The sequence below is a fragment of the Pedobacter metabolipauper genome (assembly GCF_004362715.1).
GTDB classification, from domain to species: domain Bacteria; phylum Bacteroidota; class Bacteroidia; order Sphingobacteriales; family Sphingobacteriaceae; genus Pedobacter; species Pedobacter metabolipauper.
Genome location: NZ_SNYC01000003.1, coordinates 1,249,841 through 1,267,990 on the forward strand (window position 1 = coordinate 1,249,841; position 18,150 = coordinate 1,267,990).

12 protein-coding genes are annotated in these 18,150 nt (G+C 39.4%); 6 read left to right on the plus strand and 6 right to left on the minus strand.

Annotated features, from left to right (window positions below):
• Positions 1-41 precede the first annotated feature (41 nt).
• The 4 genes from ATK78_RS05500 to ATK78_RS05515 are packed head-to-tail and all read left to right on the plus strand — an operon-like array spanning position 42 to position 4,368.
• Complete coding sequence (locus ATK78_RS05500) at positions 42-989, plus strand: hypothetical protein (protein WP_208112300.1); 948 nt, start codon at positions 42-44, stop codon at positions 987-989.
• Positions 989-2,320: a flippase gene (locus ATK78_RS05505; protein ID WP_133575031.1), complete on the plus strand. Its 1,332-nt coding sequence runs from the start codon at positions 989-991 to the stop codon at positions 2,318-2,320. The genes ATK78_RS05500 and ATK78_RS05505 overlap by 1 nt, the downstream gene beginning before the upstream one ends.
• Before the next feature lie 3 nt (positions 2,321-2,323).
• Positions 2,324-3,136 (plus strand): alpha-1,2-fucosyltransferase, encoded by an 813-nt coding sequence (locus ATK78_RS05510; RefSeq protein ID WP_133575032.1) that lies wholly within the window; start codon positions 2,324-2,326, stop codon positions 3,134-3,136.
• Between the two features lie 20 nt (positions 3,137-3,156).
• Positions 3,157-4,368: a glycosyltransferase gene (locus ATK78_RS05515; RefSeq protein WP_133575033.1), complete on the plus strand. Its 1,212-nt coding sequence runs from the start codon at positions 3,157-3,159 to the stop codon at positions 4,366-4,368.
• Here ATK78_RS05515 and ATK78_RS05520 read toward each other — a convergent pair.
• From ATK78_RS05520 to ATK78_RS05545, 6 genes are all read right to left on the minus strand, one after another.
• A complete protein-coding gene (locus tag ATK78_RS05520; RefSeq protein ID WP_133575034.1) occupies positions 4,365-5,576 on the minus strand; it encodes a glycosyltransferase family protein in 1,212 nt (403 codons plus the stop codon). The two genes, ATK78_RS05515 and ATK78_RS05520, sit on opposite strands and share 4 nt — an antisense overlap.
• A 21-nt stretch (positions 5,577-5,597) precedes the next feature.
• Positions 5,598-6,770 carry an acyltransferase family protein gene (locus ATK78_RS05525; protein WP_133575035.1) on the minus strand — a complete coding sequence of 391 codons (1,173 nt, stop codon included), beginning with the start codon at positions 6,768-6,770 and terminating at the stop codon, positions 5,598-5,600.
• A 93-nt stretch (positions 6,771-6,863) separates the two neighbouring features.
• On the minus strand, positions 6,864-8,348 hold the full coding sequence (locus ATK78_RS05530; RefSeq protein ID WP_133575036.1) for an O-antigen ligase family protein: 1,485 nt from the start codon (positions 8,346-8,348) through the stop codon (positions 6,864-6,866).
• A 2-nt stretch (positions 8,349-8,350) separates the two neighbouring features.
• Complete coding sequence (locus ATK78_RS05535) at positions 8,351-9,526, minus strand: glycosyltransferase (protein ID WP_133575037.1); 1,176 nt, start codon at positions 9,524-9,526, stop codon at positions 8,351-8,353.
• Positions 9,527-9,532: 6 nt separating this feature from the next.
• Complete coding sequence (locus ATK78_RS05540; RefSeq protein WP_133575038.1) at positions 9,533-11,698, minus strand: lipopolysaccharide biosynthesis protein; 2,166 nt, start codon at positions 11,696-11,698, stop codon at positions 9,533-9,535.
• Positions 11,698-12,399 (minus strand): TolC family protein, encoded by a 702-nt coding sequence (locus ATK78_RS05545; protein ID WP_133575039.1) that lies wholly within the window; start codon positions 12,397-12,399, stop codon positions 11,698-11,700. The genes ATK78_RS05540 and ATK78_RS05545 overlap by 1 nt, the downstream gene beginning before the upstream one ends.
• 86 nt (positions 12,400-12,485) lie before the next feature.
• On the opposite strand from ATK78_RS05545, the gene ATK78_RS05550 reads away from it, so the two are divergent.
• Together ATK78_RS05550 and ATK78_RS05555 are read left to right on the plus strand one after the other, a co-directional pair.
• On the plus strand, positions 12,486-13,121 hold the full coding sequence (locus ATK78_RS05550) for an acyltransferase (RefSeq protein ID WP_133575040.1): 636 nt from the start codon (positions 12,486-12,488) through the stop codon (positions 13,119-13,121).
• 256 nt (positions 13,122-13,377) lie between these two features.
• Positions 13,378-18,150, plus strand: a complete 4,773-nt coding sequence (locus ATK78_RS05555) for an Ig-like domain-containing protein (protein WP_208112301.1) — start codon at positions 13,378-13,380, stop codon at positions 18,148-18,150.

The window sequence follows — 18,150 nt, forward strand, 5'->3', positions numbered from 1 at the left end:
ATTTAACTCTTTAATTGCTCTCTTTAATAGATAATACCTTTATGTTTAAAAAAATACTACTAAAAGTCCTTGGTTTGTTCGTAATCATCAGGTATCCAAATGTTCCTAAGGGATACCGCTACTTTTATAGAGATACTTACATTTGCCAGCTCACCCAATTGAAATATATTTTCAAAGATTATATCGTTAAAAAACCATACAAAAAGATCTGTTTCAGCGGAGAATTTACGCCAGACATCGCCTTTGCGCTTCCATTTGCCTACTGGCATTTTAACAACGGCACTCTTCTAACAACAGAAGGTGCAAAATACACCAATGAATTATATTTCTTTTCTCCCTCACATACCGAAAGCTTTGACACGAGAACCACGGAAGGAAATTATAATTTTGAAACACCCAGAATTCTGTATAGTCAGGATTACAACATGAGCAAGTGGACTCCGGTTCCCTTAAAAGCGATGTACAAAAACGACATTTATGTATACAGCAAACCGATCTTAATTGTGGCCAACCGCTATAATATGGAATGGGACGGCCCACCGGTAAGTTTCCTCAGTGTGGCCTATCTGGAGATTCTGTTTAATAAATACAAGGATAAGTACCAGATCATTTACAACAGGCCAAGACCGGAAAACATTACAAATGACAACAGTGACATCTACGATCTAAACGAATACGAATGGATTGAAGAAAATTATCCGGATATCATATTGATGGAGAACCTGTTCAAAGAGAATAAGGGAAAAGCCAATAATTTTAATCATCTGCAAATGATGGTATATGCCAATGCCGATCATTTTGTATCTACACACGGAGGCACCGGGGCTTTGGCCAGTTATTTTGGAGGAGTAAACATCATCCTGTCTAAAAAAGGCGGAGAACATCATTTCGACTGCTTCCATAAACTATATACTAAACTCTCGGGAGCTAAAATGTTCCATGCAAAAACTGAAGAAGAAGTCACTGAATTTTTAGAAGAAAACTATTAATGAAATCACAAAATGATCACTACTGGATCAAATCTGGTATTATAAATATCGCTCAAAACTTCTCCGGGACATTGATCAACCTGGTTACCTTTGTGGTGCTGGTCAGGCTGTTGAGCAAAAATGATTATGGTGTTTGGGGCATTTACCTGCAAACGATCATGATCCTGGAAGTGATAAGAAGCGGTCTGATCCAAAGTGCACTTATTAAATTCATGGCTGGTTCAGATAAGAAAGAGCATTCAGATATCTTTTCCGCTACCCTTACCATTAGTGGCGCCATTACAATAGTCTGTATTTTATTAAACTTTATTTTTGCTGGCTCCCTATCCAGGTTGTTAAAGGCACCGGAAATGGAGCCCATGTTCTATGTATACAACATTGTATTTTTCTTCTCGGGGATCTTGTCTCAGTTTAATTGCATAGAACAGGCAAATTTTAAATATACAGGCATATTTGTAAGCGGGTTGGTGCGTCAGGCCATCCTGTGTATCTTCATTTGTATTGTATACTTTTTCAAGTTAAATACAACTTTAATGAGCCTGGTATATGTTCAGATTGTTGCCGTAATCGTCAGCATGATGATCTCCTGGTTCTACGTAAAAAAATTCATCCAGCTTTCCTATAGTTTCAGCAAGCATTGGATTAAAAAAATACTTCATTATGGTAAATATGCATTTGCCACTTCGGTGAGTTCGATCCTATCCGGAACCATTGACCAGTGGATGCTTGCCGGATTAATTTCACCAGCCGCTTCAGGTACATTTAATATCGCCATACGTGTAGTGAATCTAATAGATATACCAACCAATGCAGTAGCCACCATTGTGTTTCCACAAAGTGCAAAGCGAATAGAAACAGGAGGAAAAGAAGCCATTAAATACCTGTATGAAAAGTCTGTCGGGACCATCCTGGCTATGGTTATTCCTGTGATCATTTTCATTTATATATTTGACGGGTACATCATTGATATTCTGGCTGGAAATAAATACGCAGATTCAGTCCCTATCCTTAACATCACCTTGTTATATTGCGTGTTAAACCCATTTGGAAGACAGTTCGGCGTGATTATCGATTCCATTGGAAAAACGCGGATCACATTTATCATCGTTATTGTAAATACAATCGTGATCCTAACCTTAAACTACATTTTAATCCGTAAATACGGAGTTATAGGATCTGCTTATGCCACACTTGTTGCTAACATCTTCGGTTTTACAATCGCACAAATCGTACTGTGGAGAGAGCTCCGTGTAAATGCACTAAACTCGTTTGTATACGCTTATAAATTTTACCCGGAATTCATCAATAAATACATCTTAAAAAAAGGCTAAAGCATGGTTGGAATAAAATTTATAGGCAGGTTAGGAAATCAAATATTTCAGTACGCCTTCTTTCAATATTTAAAGACGAATAATCCCAGGCAGTCATTTTTCTTCGTTAACCCGCACCATGGGTATCTAACCAAATACTTTGAGCTGGAACCCTTTCAAAACCTCACACTTGGATCTAAAGCCTATTCAGTTTATGCACGGATCATCCCTAAGATAATCGGTTTTAAAGAGATCTATATTGAAAGCATCCAGGTTCCAAAAAAAGTAGATGTAAGGAACTGGACCATTTATAAAGGATTCTTTCAAACAGATTTCTATGTTAAAAATATTATTGGCAACTTTAAGATCAATATTAAAAAAGAGTTCACTGATCAATTTGAACTGGAGTTTGGCGAACTTTTCAGGACCAGAAAAACAGTAGTTGTACACATCAGAAGAACAGATTATTTAAATTATGGAAAGCGCGATATTTCATTGCCAATGGAATATTTTAAAAAAAGACTTAATGATCTCGGCAATATAGATGACCATTCGGTATTCTTTGTAAGTGATGACATCGAATATGTAAAAGATTATTTTAAAGAGCAGTCAAACTACATATTCTCATCAAACAACGAGATTACCGATTTTCAGATCATTAAGAATGCAGATATAGCCATCATCTCTAACAGTAGTTTTGCCTGGTGGGCAGCTTACCTTTCTGAAAAAGACAATAAAGTCTACGCGCCAAAAAATTGGCTGGGCTTTAGAATTGGCAAAGAGCATCCAAAAAAGGTGATGACGGATAAATTTACATGGTGCACCGTCATTGATTAGTTATTTAATTTAATTATCCAATGAAGATCTTACACATCACAGCATACATTACCGGCGGAGCTGGAATAGCTGTAAAGCGTTTACATGAAGCGCTGTTAGCGCAGAACATAGACTCAAAGATTCTGTGTATGTATGCCATTGATGAAAATATATCCAGGGAAGTATATGTATTGAATAAGTCGATGAGCCTTGCCGATAAATTACTGGGCAGGTTTCATATGGATAAAAAAAGCAAATTAATGGCTAATCTGGAAGGCAAGTATGAAGCCTTCACCTTTCCATTTTCTACCTATAAACTACACGAACATCCATTGGTATTGGAAGCGGATATTATCCATCTGCATTGGATCTCTGACTTTGTAGACCTGGATTCTTTTTTATCAGCAGTAAAAAAACCAATCGTCTGGACCGCACATGACCTAAACCCAATTCTAGGTGGATTTCATTATGAGCAGGATGTAACGCGTAACCCATCTTTTTTCAAACTGGAAGAAAAACTAAAACAGGAAAAACACCAATATATCCTAAAATCAAATATTCAGTTTATTGGCAGCAGCACCTTAACCGTTAATAAGATCAGGGAGTACCTGCCATCCGTTAAATGTATCAAGATTCCATGCATATTGGATACCGTTAACTTTAAACCTGTTGATAAAAAAATAGCGAGAAAGGCGCTGAACTTAGACGACACATCCATCCTGCTGGGCACCGGTGCAGACAGCCTGGAAAACTATAGAAAAGGCTACTGGCTTCTGATGCAGGCCATCTTGGATTTAACAGATACAGAGAAACAACAAATTAAGGTGATTTCTTTTGGTGATGTTAAGAAAAAGCAGCATCACGATCCCGAAATTCCAGAAGTTATACAATTTGAACCATTATACAACAAAAGGCTCCATTCCCTGGTTTATTCAAGCATGGATTTCTTTATTGTCCCTTCACTGGAAGAGACATTTGGCCTTACCGGTACAGAAGCATTATTGTGCAATACACCTCTAATTGCTGCAGATACAGGAGGAATGTCAGATTATACAACTGAAGGTGTCAATGGAACATTGTTTAAACCAGGCAGTGCGGCAGAACTTACTATAAAGATTAAAGAAGTCATCCACCGTCAAAAAGATGAAGTATCTGCTAGGGACTGCCGAACAGCAATATTAAAATGGTATACCGAACAAGATCCGGTAAACCGGCACATCGAGCTGTATAAAGAACTGATCCAACAGGCTTAGCCCAGCTTATTTTTATAGAATTCATAAAGCAGGGTGCTCAACTGGGATATCCGTTTCTCCCAGGTATTTTCTGAAGCAATGGAAAGCCGCTCCTGCTTAGCTGCTTCATTATCATTCTCCAGATAAAAGTTAACCGCTGCAGTAAAATCTTCTGCATTGCCGCAATAAAGAACCGCATCTTTTGTGAATTCTTTAAGATCTAAATTAAAGTTTGTAGCCACAATGGGCTTGCCTGCACCCAAATATTCAAAAAGCTTTAGCGGAAAGATCGTATAACTTACATCATCCTTTTTAAACGGGATCATCGCAACATCAAAACCTTTAATGATCGAAGGCATTTCTTCATAAGGTAATCTTCCGGTGAAATAAACATTGGAACTACTGGTAAAACCGGGAGGAATAAATTCTTCGGAGACAGGGCCGACAAAAACAAAGCTCTTATCGGGATTATCAAGGATGACCTGTGCGAGCAATGGAAAATCCATTCTTCGCTCGATATGGCCAAAATAACCGATAACAGGTGAAGGAATATCTGCAAGGATGGCATTTACAGGGAGATCAGGATTCAATGCCTTAGAACTGTGTTCCAGGTCTGCCGCATTTGCAACAAAGAATGTATTTTCATTCATTGTCAACTTTTCACGGTACAGCTGCTTACTGGTACAAACCACAAGGTCAGACACATTCGCCATAATACGTTCAGATACTACACCATGCTTTTTATCGTAGTCAATGATCAGCGGATCCACACATTGATATACCGTGAGTGTGGCTTTTATCTTTCTCCCAATTTCGGGATAATGAAAATTAAAGGAGTTGATAAAAATAAAATCGTTAACCTGATGCTTCTTTAGCACCTTTCTAATTTTAGCCGCAATCCGCGCTTCATTAAACTGGAGCAGGAACCTGTACAGCTTACCTTCCGGAAGAAAGTTAATGGAAAGTACAGGTGGCGTTATAACCACCTTCAATCGTTCAATAGCGGTATCGATGACAGAAACATCAGAAGAACTGAAGTGTTTTTTACGAACTTCATAACCGGCTGTTCCTTTTTCTTTAAAATAGTCCTTTAGCGTATACGGATAATCAACATAAAAGACATCATTGTCTGCAGCAAGATACTTTGCTGTCGTAAAACTGGTAGACTCATAAATGCCATCAAATTTTGCTGCACCTAAAATTACAATAGTTTCATTTTTTAATTTCATGGGTCAATTTATTAAGCAATTTTAAGCAGCCCTATTAAAGATTGCTTTGATTTTCCCGGACAATGTTGAGGGCCAGTTTTTATCCATGAATGGTTTTTCAAATAACAGGAAAAAAATACTGCTCAACAGGAGAACAACAGGTATAAACAGCATTAACTGCAGCAATAGATTTACGGTATAGTTATTAGTAAAAGAAATATTTTTAGTCAGCCGGATAAAAAACTCAGAGAAAGGTAAGTGGATCAGGTAGATTGTGTAGCACATCCCTCCTATAGACATGATCCATTTATTGGTGATGAAGCGGTTTACAAAATTTCCTTTAAATGCAGCAATAAAGAAGATAAATAGAGAGATCAGAACAGCAAACCTGCTGATGAGTTCATAACTCCAGCTCCAGGAATAAATCAGGCTTGATAAGGCTAAAACAGCAACAAGATCATACCAGGTATTCTTTTTAAGGTCATTCCATTCACACAAATAAAGATCAGCCAGTATAAAACCGGCAAGGAAATAATGCAGATGTCCGAGAATACTGAAGCTATATGGGTTCAGGTAAAATTTAAAATATTGCTGTACCAGTACCAGTATCACAATGAAAGCTACATTGATCATCCTTCTAACTATTTTATCCTTAATGTAAAAGAAGAAATAAGCCAATAGTGGTGCAAGTATATAGAATTGAACCTCAATCTCAAGGGTCCAGGTTGGCGGGTTAAAGGGAGACCATTCATTGTAAATGATGGCATGGGTATAGGTAATATTCGCTAAATAATGCGGCAGATAATCTAAAAAAGCCACATGCTTCTGAAAGATGAAGATGAGAAAGAATACCGTCATCCAAATGATATAAGGCGGTTCCAAACGGGTAAGCCTCCTCCAGAAATAGGAACCTATATTTACTTTTTTAGTTTCTTTAAGTCTGTGAGCAGCAAATGGAAGTGCAAGTACAAAACCACTGATCGCGAAAAAAATATAGACACCTAAAAATCCACGGTTAGCCAGAAAATAAGCAGTTGTAGTTTCTGGAGCAGCAGTAAAGGCAACACTTGTATTGCGCTCAAAACGCTCAGAAAGATGCTGGATCAGCACAGGTAATATAGCAACAAACCTTAAACCATCAATTTCCCGGATGAGTTTTCCACCGGAGGTTACCCTGGTTAGCCTGGATGGTAATGACAGTAAAAGCTTATACATAAATTATTTCTTATTGGAAAAATAGCCACTGATAAAACCAATCAAAAAAAGAAGCGCTGCTGGAAATGCTATAATTTCAAAAGGCATATTCTGTTATTTAATGAGTTCTTTATTTTTCTTATCCGCGCGCGCTGCGCTCTCCGCGCTCTCCGCTCTCTTTGCAATCTGATCGTCTAAATAAGGGGCCATGATCACAAAGGACCAGGACATATATAAAATTACAGATGAAGGAAATCCATTCATTACCTCATTTCCATAACTGCAAAAGAAGATCCCAGTACCGCCTGATGTAAGTGCAATACATTTAACCCGTAACGCATCATCCCTGATGTTCCAAACAATGCCGCTGCATTTACCAATCAGGTACATGATCAATGAGAACCAGATTACCAAACCAACCACACCATACATTACCCAGATCTTAACCCAGTAACTGTCTGGCGGCACTTTAGAAAGGTAGTTATCTTTATTGTACTTACTCCCGTTCATGCCGATCACACCAACACCACCACCAAAAGGAAGCCCGGACATCACCTTAGCCAGTTTCTTCTGGTTAATAAACCTCGCATTTAAAGAGGGGTCTGAAGGATCCAATGCTGTTCTAAGCCGTACGATCTGGTATACGCCGCTACCTATTGTTGTATATTTCAAAACCCCGATAAAGAGTGCCCCAAATATAGAACCGATGATAAGTACCTTAAAATTCTTACTTAGAAAAATGGAGAATACAGCAGCAACCAATAATGCAAACAATGCGCCCCTGGTACCAGAGATCAACATTCCATAAAATAAAAATGCACCGGATATTCCCAAAAGCAATCTTTTCCATTTCTTAAAAGGCCCCATTGCAAGAATAAACGCAACAACAGACATTGCAGCCTGAGAAGCACCAAATTGCCCGGCATCGGTATAAAAAGAAAAGATCCTTAACCGGCCATCAACAATGTGGGTAAAGTCACCCCCGTCATCTAACCAGGCCTGCTCTGCCGGCGATACACCGATCACCATTTGTTTAAGACCATAAACTAAAGCAAGCACCGATAAGCCAATGATCAGTATAATAAAAAGATCGAGGTCCTTCTTTCTGTCAAACAACAGGAAAGCCAGCGGAGCGATCAGTATCCAGTTCATGGTGGTAAAACGAAGCTCCATGAACCAACCCATAACGCTGGCACCGGTAGGATTTAATACTTCAATAAGGTTGATGATAAACCAGATCAGTGCCACAATGCAATGGTCATTTTTTAAGCTTTTCCAGTTATATTCAGAACGGTGAAACAACAAGGATAGCCATGTAAAACCAAGCAGTACCTCCATCAGCGGACCAAAAGGCAGGCCGGTATTTTTAAGTAAGCCGGCAATGATAAAACAATAGATCAGATAAGCAATAAAGCCAACCCGTGGACTTGCAAAAACCGCGTAAGTAAAAACCAGTGCGCCAGTAATCAGGAAAGGGACAAATACAGCAACCATCCCCATCTCAACGGTAAGTAATGACGCAATAACTGAAAATGCCAATGCGACGCCAATGATGACCAGCTTTCTTTTAATATCTATTGGCGAGTGTCTTGACCACATAATTATTTCTTTTGGTGATCGTGTTTTGTAGCTACATTTCTTTCATTCGGGATCATAGACTTAACCAAAGAAACGAACTGGTAAAAAATAAACACCGGAATAAAACGCAATGCCTGATAAATCCTTTTATCGGTTTTAGAATTTGATAACGCGATCAAAAAACTTAAGATAAAGATCAGAAACGCAATTGATAAAATGACGCTTACTACAGGATTAATAAATAAATTTAAGAAGATCAGCAAAAAAGCCATCGACAGGAACATAAATAAGGGTGGTCGTAGCAGGATAATCCCAAACAGGAATTGGTTTAAGCTAAAATTTTTAATTCCATTAGTTACCAGTCCAAAGCCAAACTTGAAAAACCTAAACCAGGTATTGATCCAGCGTGACCGCTGATTAACCAATTGTTTGGAAGTAGCTGTTTTCTGATCGTAAACGAGTGCTTCATCACTAAATGCGATGCGTTTATTCAATTTTAAGATCTGTGCCTGAAGTACCTTATCAAATCCTGCTCCTTTAACTGCCGTATTTTCTAAAACCTGCCGGTAAAGATCCGTTTTAAAGGCCATACCAGAACCAGATAACGTGGCAGAAGAACCCAGTTCAAAAAGTATCTTCCCATCGTAAAAATGGTAATAAATATCCCGGGCGGCATCCAGATTGGCAATGGTTGAATTTAAGTTCTTAGCTGCCCTAACACCCTGAACGGCATCAAAGCCCAGATCAAAATATATGTTTAGCCCAACCATAAGTCCCGGATCAGCCAGGTTATCGCTATCCATGATCAACAATACCTCATGCTCCCGGATAAAATTCGTTATGGCATAAAAGTGTGACTTGATATTGCTGGCCAGCACCACTTCTGGAAAAAGCACTTTTACCCGCTCGTCTGTAAACACCAAGTTGTCAGAAGGACTGCAGTGATCAGCCACCACATAGATCGTATAATTACTGTAGTTTGTTGCTAAAATAGAATTCACCACATCAGGAACAAGATCTGTCTGTTCATAAGCGGTAATGATTATCGCATAATCCCGATCTGAAGACGGTATAGAATGACTGCTTTTTTTAGACTTTATTTTCCAGCAAATGAATAAGAACAGTGGAAATATAAGATTAAAACCAACAATTAATTCGATAAGATGAAGAAAGCCATAAACGAGATCAAATGCAGCCATGAACCATTACAGTTTAAAAAACTCCTGCTGATTATTAGCTTTAGTGACCATGTTCAAGATCCAGCCTCTGAAAGAACCACTGTTCTTTAACAAAGAAATATAGTTATTATCCTTTTCACTGATCGTTTTACCCGATTTAAATACCGTAACTGTATCGGAAGAAAAAGATAACCATTCTTTAGACTGCATCACTTCGCTAAGCGCACCGGTTTCAATGATCACAAAATCATATCTGCTCTTTGCCCAATCCAGTTTTGACTTGATCTTATCATAGCCAACAAGCTCCATTAGTGAAATGTCTTCGCCCCTGTTTTTTAATACATCAATTGTACCGGGTTCTACGTAATCGTTAATATGGATCTTATCCTGCAAGAAATCTTCCAGGTAAGCGGTAGATGTAGAAGAATTGCTAATGTGCGGATTCTTAAAATTACCGTCAATTAAAAGCACTTTAAGATTTGTCATTTTCCAGGCATAAGCAAGGCTAAACGATACAAACGTTTTTCCAACCTGGGAGTTTACACTGGTAACAAGCAGCACCTTGTCTTTCATAACCGATTCAATCTCATATCGCAGCGACCTGAGCTGGTTACGGAACTCAATAAGCTCAGCATCTTCCAACTCACTTTTCCACAATCCCCTTAAATCAACCGATTGATTTTCCAGCTTACTAACCACACCTAAGATGGGACCATCTGTGGCCTTATACAATTCACGCGTAGTAGCGATGCTGGTATCAGAAAGAAATATAATGAATAACGCAAGTACACAGAAACTAAAACTGATCACCGCACTTAAAATTACCAGTAAAACTTTTTTAGATGGCTGGGCCAATCCGCCAACGCCCAGTTGAACGAGGTTCATTTTACTCTCAAAACCTGTTTCCAAGCTGGAAAGATTGTATTTATTCAAGATGTCTAAATATTCTTTACTCGCAATATCCACGTTCATTTCTAACGTTTGAACTTCGGCCTCTTTGGGTACCAGTAAAGTAAACTGACTGGTTAAAGAACGTATTTTATTTTCCAGTGAATTGATGCTGTACCTTGAAATATCCATCTGGATTTCCAGATTTAGCTTTTGCGAGATCAATTCCTGTTTCGTATTGAATGGATTGGTAACATATTCGTCCGATGATCTGTTGATCTGTTCGGTTAAACGGCTACTCAATGAATCATAACTTTTCTTATAACCCTCATCCAGGTCATTATTTAAATACAACGTATATAAAGAGCTAAGCTCTTCTTTGGTATTGATGATAGACTGGTTCAGCTTAGAAAGCTTAGCTTCAATATAACTGCGCTCCTGCGGGTTAAATTTCCGGTCAATTTCATTCAAAGCCCCCGCATAAGAAGAAGTTTTTTCAATTGCCTCCTGTTTCTTGGTATCGTATTCAAGGATCAGGGTATACAGCTGCTTAGACTGTTCAGAGAGGTTAAGTACCCCATTTCTAATCTTATAACTTCTCAAATCCGCCATTTTCAAGGCCAGAGTATCGGTTTTTTCACGAAGCAGGTCCCTTAAGAAATTATTGGCCTTAACCTGATTTGCTTTTAACAGCACACCATAACTTTTAATGAATTCGGTTGAAATGGTATTTACCAAAAAGGCAGAAAGATCAGGACTCTCAGCTTCGATCTGTACGGTAATAAAATCACTGTCTCCGGAACGAAAGGTAAGTAGTTTACCCCTGATCTCATCCGCGTGGTAACCCATAGACTCTATAACCTTATACAATCCATTTTCATCCGGATTAGAAACAGAGAGCTCTTCATTTAACGCATATTTCTTACGATATACATCTAAAGCATGTTTCCTAGCCTCAGGAACTAAAGATTCCAATAGTTTACTTTTCGCTTTAAATGGCTTGTCGGATGTAAGATCGTGTATGATCAACAGATAAGAAACCTGGTTCAATACCCGTTTCATCTTGATCATTTCAAGGAGGTTGCTAAATTGCTGACGAACCTGGTCACCCTGGATGGTTTGTATAATTACAGATTGCTGACTTGTTTCATCCACAATCCCTGTTGAGATCTGTGCCTGCGACATGTATACACTTTTCAGGTTCCGCACCAAAAAATAAGTGATGATCACAGATATGATCGGAACAATGATCAGTAAAAGCCTGAATTGCTTGAGAAATTTTAAAAATTTGAATACTTCTGTCATTATTTTATTTCTTCTAATCTTTTTACCGTTAATTCTTCTAATGACACTTTAGCATTTAAATAATTGGCTTCTGCCTGAAGTTTGGTTTGCAACGCAGAACTCAATGATGTTGAAGCACTATTGTATTCTAAAAAAGTAGCTTCCGCTTTTTGATATTTGATCTTGATCGCGTTGAAATTACTTTGAGCATCTTTATAAGTATCGTTTACCGGAGCAAGTGATTTTTGATATTGAAGAAATACAATATATCTGGATTTAACCATCGCTTCAAGCTGCAGGAAGTATTCTGCCTGAGATGCCTCAGCAATTTTAATTTGTTCTTTTGCCTTTTTAATCTGACTTGGCTTAGCAAGTAATGAACCCGGACTAATAGAGATCCCAAATTGATAACCGGTTAAGAGGTCTGCTGTTTGGAGATCTACCAACGCATTTGCGTTGGGCTCATTGGAACGTGCAACATATTGAAAAGTAAAAGGATCCAGCCAGGAAATTTTTGCTCCTGCCAGTTCACTTTTAGCTATATTTATCTGGCCGCTAAAGTTTTTAACCCGTGGATAGTTCGCCCTTGCCTCTGCAACTAACTTCTCCATATAGAGGTAAGATACTTCACTTAAAATGCTTTCCTGAGCAATTAACTGCTCTGCACGCGTAAGCATCGTAACGAGGATCATCAGGAAAAAAAGGACTTTTTTATAATTCATAAAATATGCGCAGTAAAATTCAAATATATGGTTCTGAATTAAAATATACTAATATTGTACCACATAATGAATAAATTGAATCCATCATGAAATTGTTATTAGAAAGGTTAAAAAATAATGCTCAATTCAAAAAAATCGCACACTGGATGATGATCCCTTCAGGAGAGGCCAGACCACGTTTATGGATCAAGTGGTTTGTAAATCCTTTTTTTCACAAGCATAAAAAAGGGAGTAAGATCAGATATAGAACCAGGATGGACGTTTTACCTTTTAATTTATTTGAAATTGGCAAAAAAGCTGTAATAGAAGATTTTAGCGTTGTAAACAATGGAGTTGGCGCAGTAATTATTGGTGATGAAACACTGGTTGGAATGAGCAATGTGATCATTGGCCCGGTTACCATTGGCAATCACGTAATAACTGCCCAAAACGTCGTTATGAGTGGATTAAACCATGAATATCAGGACATAAGTATCCCCATTTCGCAACAAAAAGTAACCACTAAGCCTATAAAAATTGATGATGAATGCTGGATCGGTGCAAATGTTGTAATTACTGCCGGAGTTAATATTGGCAAGCATTCTGTAATTGGGGCAGGGTCTGTAGTTACTAAAGACATTCCACCCTATTCTGTGGCACTCGGAAATCCTGCTAAAATAATTAAGACCTATGATCCTGTCAGCAATTCCTGGGTAAATACGAGAACGAAAAGTGTGGATTAATATTCGTAAAACGAGTAAATTATTCTCCATCAATTTCCTCGCTATTTATGGATTTAAAGTATGAACTATATTTAAGATTAACTGTAAAGACAAATAGCATCTAATTAGTAATATATAGTACAACTTTTAATGAACATAATGAATAAGCTAGATATATGGCCTTATTTTTGGTTTCTTTGTATATTAGAATAAACCATTACAACCTGACTTTATGATAAAATTTTTACGGTTTTCAGTAATTCTTATACTTGGACTGTTGATAAAGACATCGGCTTATGCGCAGTTCCCATATGTAGAAAGTTTTCGAAGTTCTACAGCAACCGGAATCGTATTTGGCGGGGCACCATCTGCCTTTTTAACTGCCGCTGGCAGTTCATCCAATGGAGGAACACCTATTGATCCTATCGGTTCAGGATGGTTAAGGCTAACCAACAATGCCCAAAATCAAAAAGGCTATGCCTATAGTACATCGAACTTCCCTTCCAGCAACGGTTTGCGCGTTGACTTTGAATACGCCATTTACGGCGGAAGCCGCGCAGACGGGATTAGCTTTTTCTTATTTGATGCCACAGCAAGTCCATTTACGATTGGTGGTTTCGGCGGATCTTTGGGATATGCACAAATTACCACAACAAATCCAATCTCTGAAGGGGTAAGTAAAGGATACCTGGCCATTGGGCTTGATGAATATGGAAACTTTTCTAACAACAATGAAGGCCGCCAGGGTGGAATTGGCTTCCGCCCAGGTTCTGTAACCTTAAGAGGTAAAGGAAACGGTGCGGCTACTACACCTGACAACTATAGATTCCTGACTTCAGAACACCCGGATGAACTGGGTGCATCCTTGATTGGAGACGGAAGTCAGCGCATCAGTGATCCAACCAATATGGCTTATCGTAAAGTGGCCATTGAACTGATCCCAAATCCGGCAGGAGGTTATAATATCAATGTATATATCACAAAAGGCGGTTCCCCGCAGCAACGGGTTAAGATCATAGATAATTATTACTACCCGGATGCAGCACCTACCTCCCTAAGATATGGTTTTGCATCATCTACCGGTGATGAAACAAATTTTCATGAGATCAGAAATGTTGCGATCGACTTATACACTACCAACCCGATCACATTAAATGATGCAGCCAATGCGTGCCGCGGAATTACTTCAAGCCTTGATGTTACCTTAAATGATAAAGCAAATGAGTCCAATACCACACTCGATAAAACCAGTGTAGATTTAAATCCATCAATAGCTGGTGTTCAAAGTACATTTACAGTTGCCGGACAAGGTACATTTTCTGTTGATGTATTGGGGATCGTACAATTTGTACCTGAGCCAACTTTTCTGGGCAGCTCAACAGCATCCTATACCATTAAAGATTCACAGGGCATCCTTTCCAACGTATCTACCATTACATTTAATTATTCTGCTCCTCCTACAACACCTAATGCTGGTCCAAATGAAAGCATCAATGTTTTTACACCGACAGGCAGTTATACCTTACAAGGCAGTGCTTCAAGCATTGGCACCTGGTCACAGGTTTCGGGACCAAATACCGCAGTATTTACAAATCCAGCATTAAACACCACAACAGTTACCAACTTAATCTCTGGCACCTATGTGTTTAGATGGAGGGTAACTACCGCCGGTGGCTGTTCAGAATTTGACGATGTACAGCTCATCGTTAACCATCCCCCGGTTGCAGTCAATGATGTGGCCACCACCCCATTAAATACGCCGGTAGATATTCCTATCGTTAACAATGACAATGACGACACTGGTAACCCTTCCATACCAAGGGCAAGCATCCTCATCAAAACACCACCGGCTCACGGAAGTTTAACCATTAACTATACAACCGGAGTGGTAACCTATGATCCGGTTACTGGTTATACAGGCAGCGATAGCTTTACATATACTGTAAAAGATGTAAATAACGCAGAATCAAATATTGCCACGGTAACTATTGTAGTTAATAAGTCGCTTGTCGGCCTGGATGATATCGCTGCAACAACAACCAATACACCTGTTATTGTTCGCGTCCTGGACAATGATCCAAAGAAAATAGGCGCATCTGTACTGAAGGTCTTAGATCCTTCACATGGGATCATTGCCGTAAATCTGGATGGAACCGTAACGTATACACCAAGTCCGGGATACAGTGGTAAAGATATATTCACCTACAAGCTGGTAGACGGAAACGGAGAAGAATCCGATCCGATTACAGTTAATTTAACCGTTAAACCGGCAGGGGTAACTGACAATGCAAATTCAGTTGCCGGAGTTACCGTAATTATACCGGTTAAAGATAATGATCCGGGTAAAACAGGCACAACGGTAGTCATACCCGTTACACCTCCGGCAAGTGGAACAATAAGTCTTAACCCTGCCGGAAATGTAGTATATGTTCCTGCACCCGGCTTCTCTGGTAAGGATGTTTTCACTTATAAATTAAAAACTATAGATGATGTAGAGTCTGATCCGGTAACCGTTAATGTAACCATCAAACCAATTGGTTCTCCGGATATGGTAACCACTACGCCCAACCAGGCGGTAATGCTCCCAATTAAAGACAATGACTTGAGTAAAACGGGTACAACGATCGTTTTAACCTCAAATCCACCAAACGGAACAGTGACCATCATAGACGGTTCAGTAATCTACAGTCCAAGAACAGGCTTTTCAGGTAAGGACAGCTTCAATTATATTTTAAGAACAGCTGATGGGGTTGACTCTGACCCAATTCCGGTAGATATTATTGTTAAACCGATTGGATCTGCTGACAATGTGACCACACCTCCAAATACACCCATCAATATTTCGGTAATAGACAATGACCTAAGTAAAACCGGGACTACGCCAGCCATCTCCTCTGGCCCGGTAAATGGAACAGCGGTTGTAAACGGAAAAACAGTTATCTATACACCCAGACCAGATTACACAGGTAAGGATGTATTTACTTACACACTTACCACCATTGATGGAATAGAGTCAGATCCGATCACAGTCAATGTGACCATCAGACCAGTTGGCTCTCCAGATAATGTTACTACTCCATTAAATACAGCGATTACCATTTCGATCAAAGACAATGACGCAAGTAAAACCGGTACTACACCATCTTTAGTAGCTAACCCTGCGCATGGTACCGTAACGATCAATGCAAACGGACAGGCAGTTTACGTACCCGTTACCGGATATTCAGGTACTGATGTATTTACTTATAAGCTGACCACTGCTGACGGAGTTGATTCAGACCCAATTACAGTTACGGTAACCATATCAGCAATTATTCCTGCTCCGGACTTTAATGTAGTAATCCCGGCAAACACTCCATATACAGTTGATGTTCCTTTAGCACCAGGAAACTCAGTAACTGTTACGATCCCGCCTAAAAATGGAACAGTTACATTTGATCCGGCAACAGGTAAACCAATTTATACGCCTAATGCTGGTTATTCCGGACCTGATGATTTTACCTATATCATAAAAGATCCTGGCGGCAATCAATCTACGCCAGGCAAGGTGACCATTACAGTGATCAAACCGGCCAAAGTTGGTCTGGCAAAATCATTGGTTGCCAATGTTAGAAATGCAAATGGAAGTACCACCTTAAGTTATGTATTTACAATTGTTAATTTAGGTGATATTGCCATTGAAAGATTAACCCTTACCGATGATCTTGCACTGGCTTTCCCTGGCAGAACATTTACCGTTAACCGCTTAGCAGCCAATGGTACGTTGCGGGCAAACAGCAACTTTAACGGCATCTCCATTAAAGAAATGCTCTTATTGACAAGTACGCTTGCCTCAAATGGAAGAGCACAGGTAGAGCTCGATATTACTGTGGCGGCCAGCACACAAAGCGGAACATATTCGAATAGCGCAACTGCACAGGGATTCTCAGTGAGCAATGGCGCAGTAACTACAGATGTTTCTACAAATGGTTTAGTTCCAGACCCAATTACGGCAGGAGATGTTAGCCCATCTGTTCCTACCCTTGCGCCAATATTGGTTGCACCAAATATTACGGTTCCGGTAAATACCGGACAACCGGTTATTATAGACATTACACCACCAACCGGCGGTACAATTGTCATTACCAAACAACCAACCAATGGCAGGATTACCTTTGACCCGGCAACAGGAAAACCAATCTATACACCTAATCCGGGTTACAGCGGACCAGATGATTTCATCTATGTGATCAGAGATGCAAATGGAAATGAATCTCAGCCTGGAACGGTAACCATTACGGTAACTAAACCTGCAAAAATTGGATTGGCAAAATCATTAAGATCCAACGTTAAAAACTTTGATGGTACCTATAACCTGATCTACAGACTTACCTTAAAGAACTATGGCGATGTGGCCATTGAAAGGGTTAGCCTTACAGACAATCTTGCACTGGCATTTACAGGGGCAAATTATGAGATTATTAATGTATCGGCAGGATCATCAAACCTAAGATTAAATACCAGCTATAACGGAAACACAGTAACCAACCTCCTGCTGGCTACGAGTACACTTCCTGCAAACTCAGCTGCAAATTCAACAGACTATGTTGATGTAGAGATCAGGGTTACGCTTTTGGAAGAAGAAGGCAGATACAACAACTTCGCCATTGCTGAGGGTAACTCGGTAAGTGATGGAAGCCAGACTTCAGATCAATCTACAAACGGATTGCTTCCCGACCCTAATAATGATGGAGATGTAACTCCTTCAATATTAACCGGGGTTGTATTAACCCAGGGATCAGTAAAGATCCCGGGAGGTTTTTCTCCAAACAATGATGGCATCAATGACTTCTTCGTTGTTGAAAATACACTGGGTAAAAAGATCAGCCTGGAGGTATTTAACAGATGGGGCAACCGGATTTACCGCGCTACCGATTACCAGAATAACTGGTCTGGTAAAACTACCGAAGGTGTATACGTAGGCGACGATGTACCATCAGGCACTTATTATTATATCATTATGATTGATGGCACAAATAAACGCGTAGGGTTTATAACGATTAACAGATAA

What these genes read in the sequence shown, in the direction of transcription:
- ATK78_RS05515 (WP_133575033.1), top strand. Translation starts at nt 3,157, where the DNA reads ATGAAGATCTTACACATCACAGCATACATTACCGGCGGAGCTGGAATA.
- ATK78_RS05530 (WP_133575036.1), bottom strand. Translation starts at nt 8,348, where the DNA reads ATGTGGTCAAGACACTCGCCAATAGATATTAAAAGAAAGCTGGTCATC.
- ATK78_RS05500 (WP_208112300.1), top strand. Translation starts at nt 42, where the DNA reads ATGTTTAAAAAAATACTACTAAAAGTCCTTGGTTTGTTCGTAATCATC.
- ATK78_RS05545 (WP_133575039.1), bottom strand. Translation starts at nt 12,399, where the DNA reads ATGAATTATAAAAAAGTCCTTTTTTTCCTGATGATCCTCGTTACGATG.
- ATK78_RS05525 (WP_133575035.1), bottom strand. Translation starts at nt 6,770, where the DNA reads ATGTATAAGCTTTTACTGTCATTACCATCCAGGCTAACCAGGGTAACC.
- ATK78_RS05540 (WP_133575038.1), bottom strand. Translation starts at nt 11,698, where the DNA reads ATGACAGAAGTATTCAAATTTTTAAAATTTCTCAAGCAATTCAGGCTT.
- ATK78_RS05505 (WP_133575031.1), top strand. Translation starts at nt 989, where the DNA reads ATGAAATCACAAAATGATCACTACTGGATCAAATCTGGTATTATAAAT.
- ATK78_RS05550 (WP_133575040.1), top strand. Translation starts at nt 12,486, where the DNA reads ATGAAATTGTTATTAGAAAGGTTAAAAAATAATGCTCAATTCAAAAAA.
- ATK78_RS05510 (WP_133575032.1), top strand. Translation starts at nt 2,324, where the DNA reads ATGGTTGGAATAAAATTTATAGGCAGGTTAGGAAATCAAATATTTCAG.
- ATK78_RS05520 (WP_133575034.1), bottom strand. Translation starts at nt 5,576, where the DNA reads ATGAAATTAAAAAATGAAACTATTGTAATTTTAGGTGCAGCAAAATTT.
- ATK78_RS05535 (WP_133575037.1), bottom strand. Translation starts at nt 9,526, where the DNA reads ATGGCTGCATTTGATCTCGTTTATGGCTTTCTTCATCTTATCGAATTA.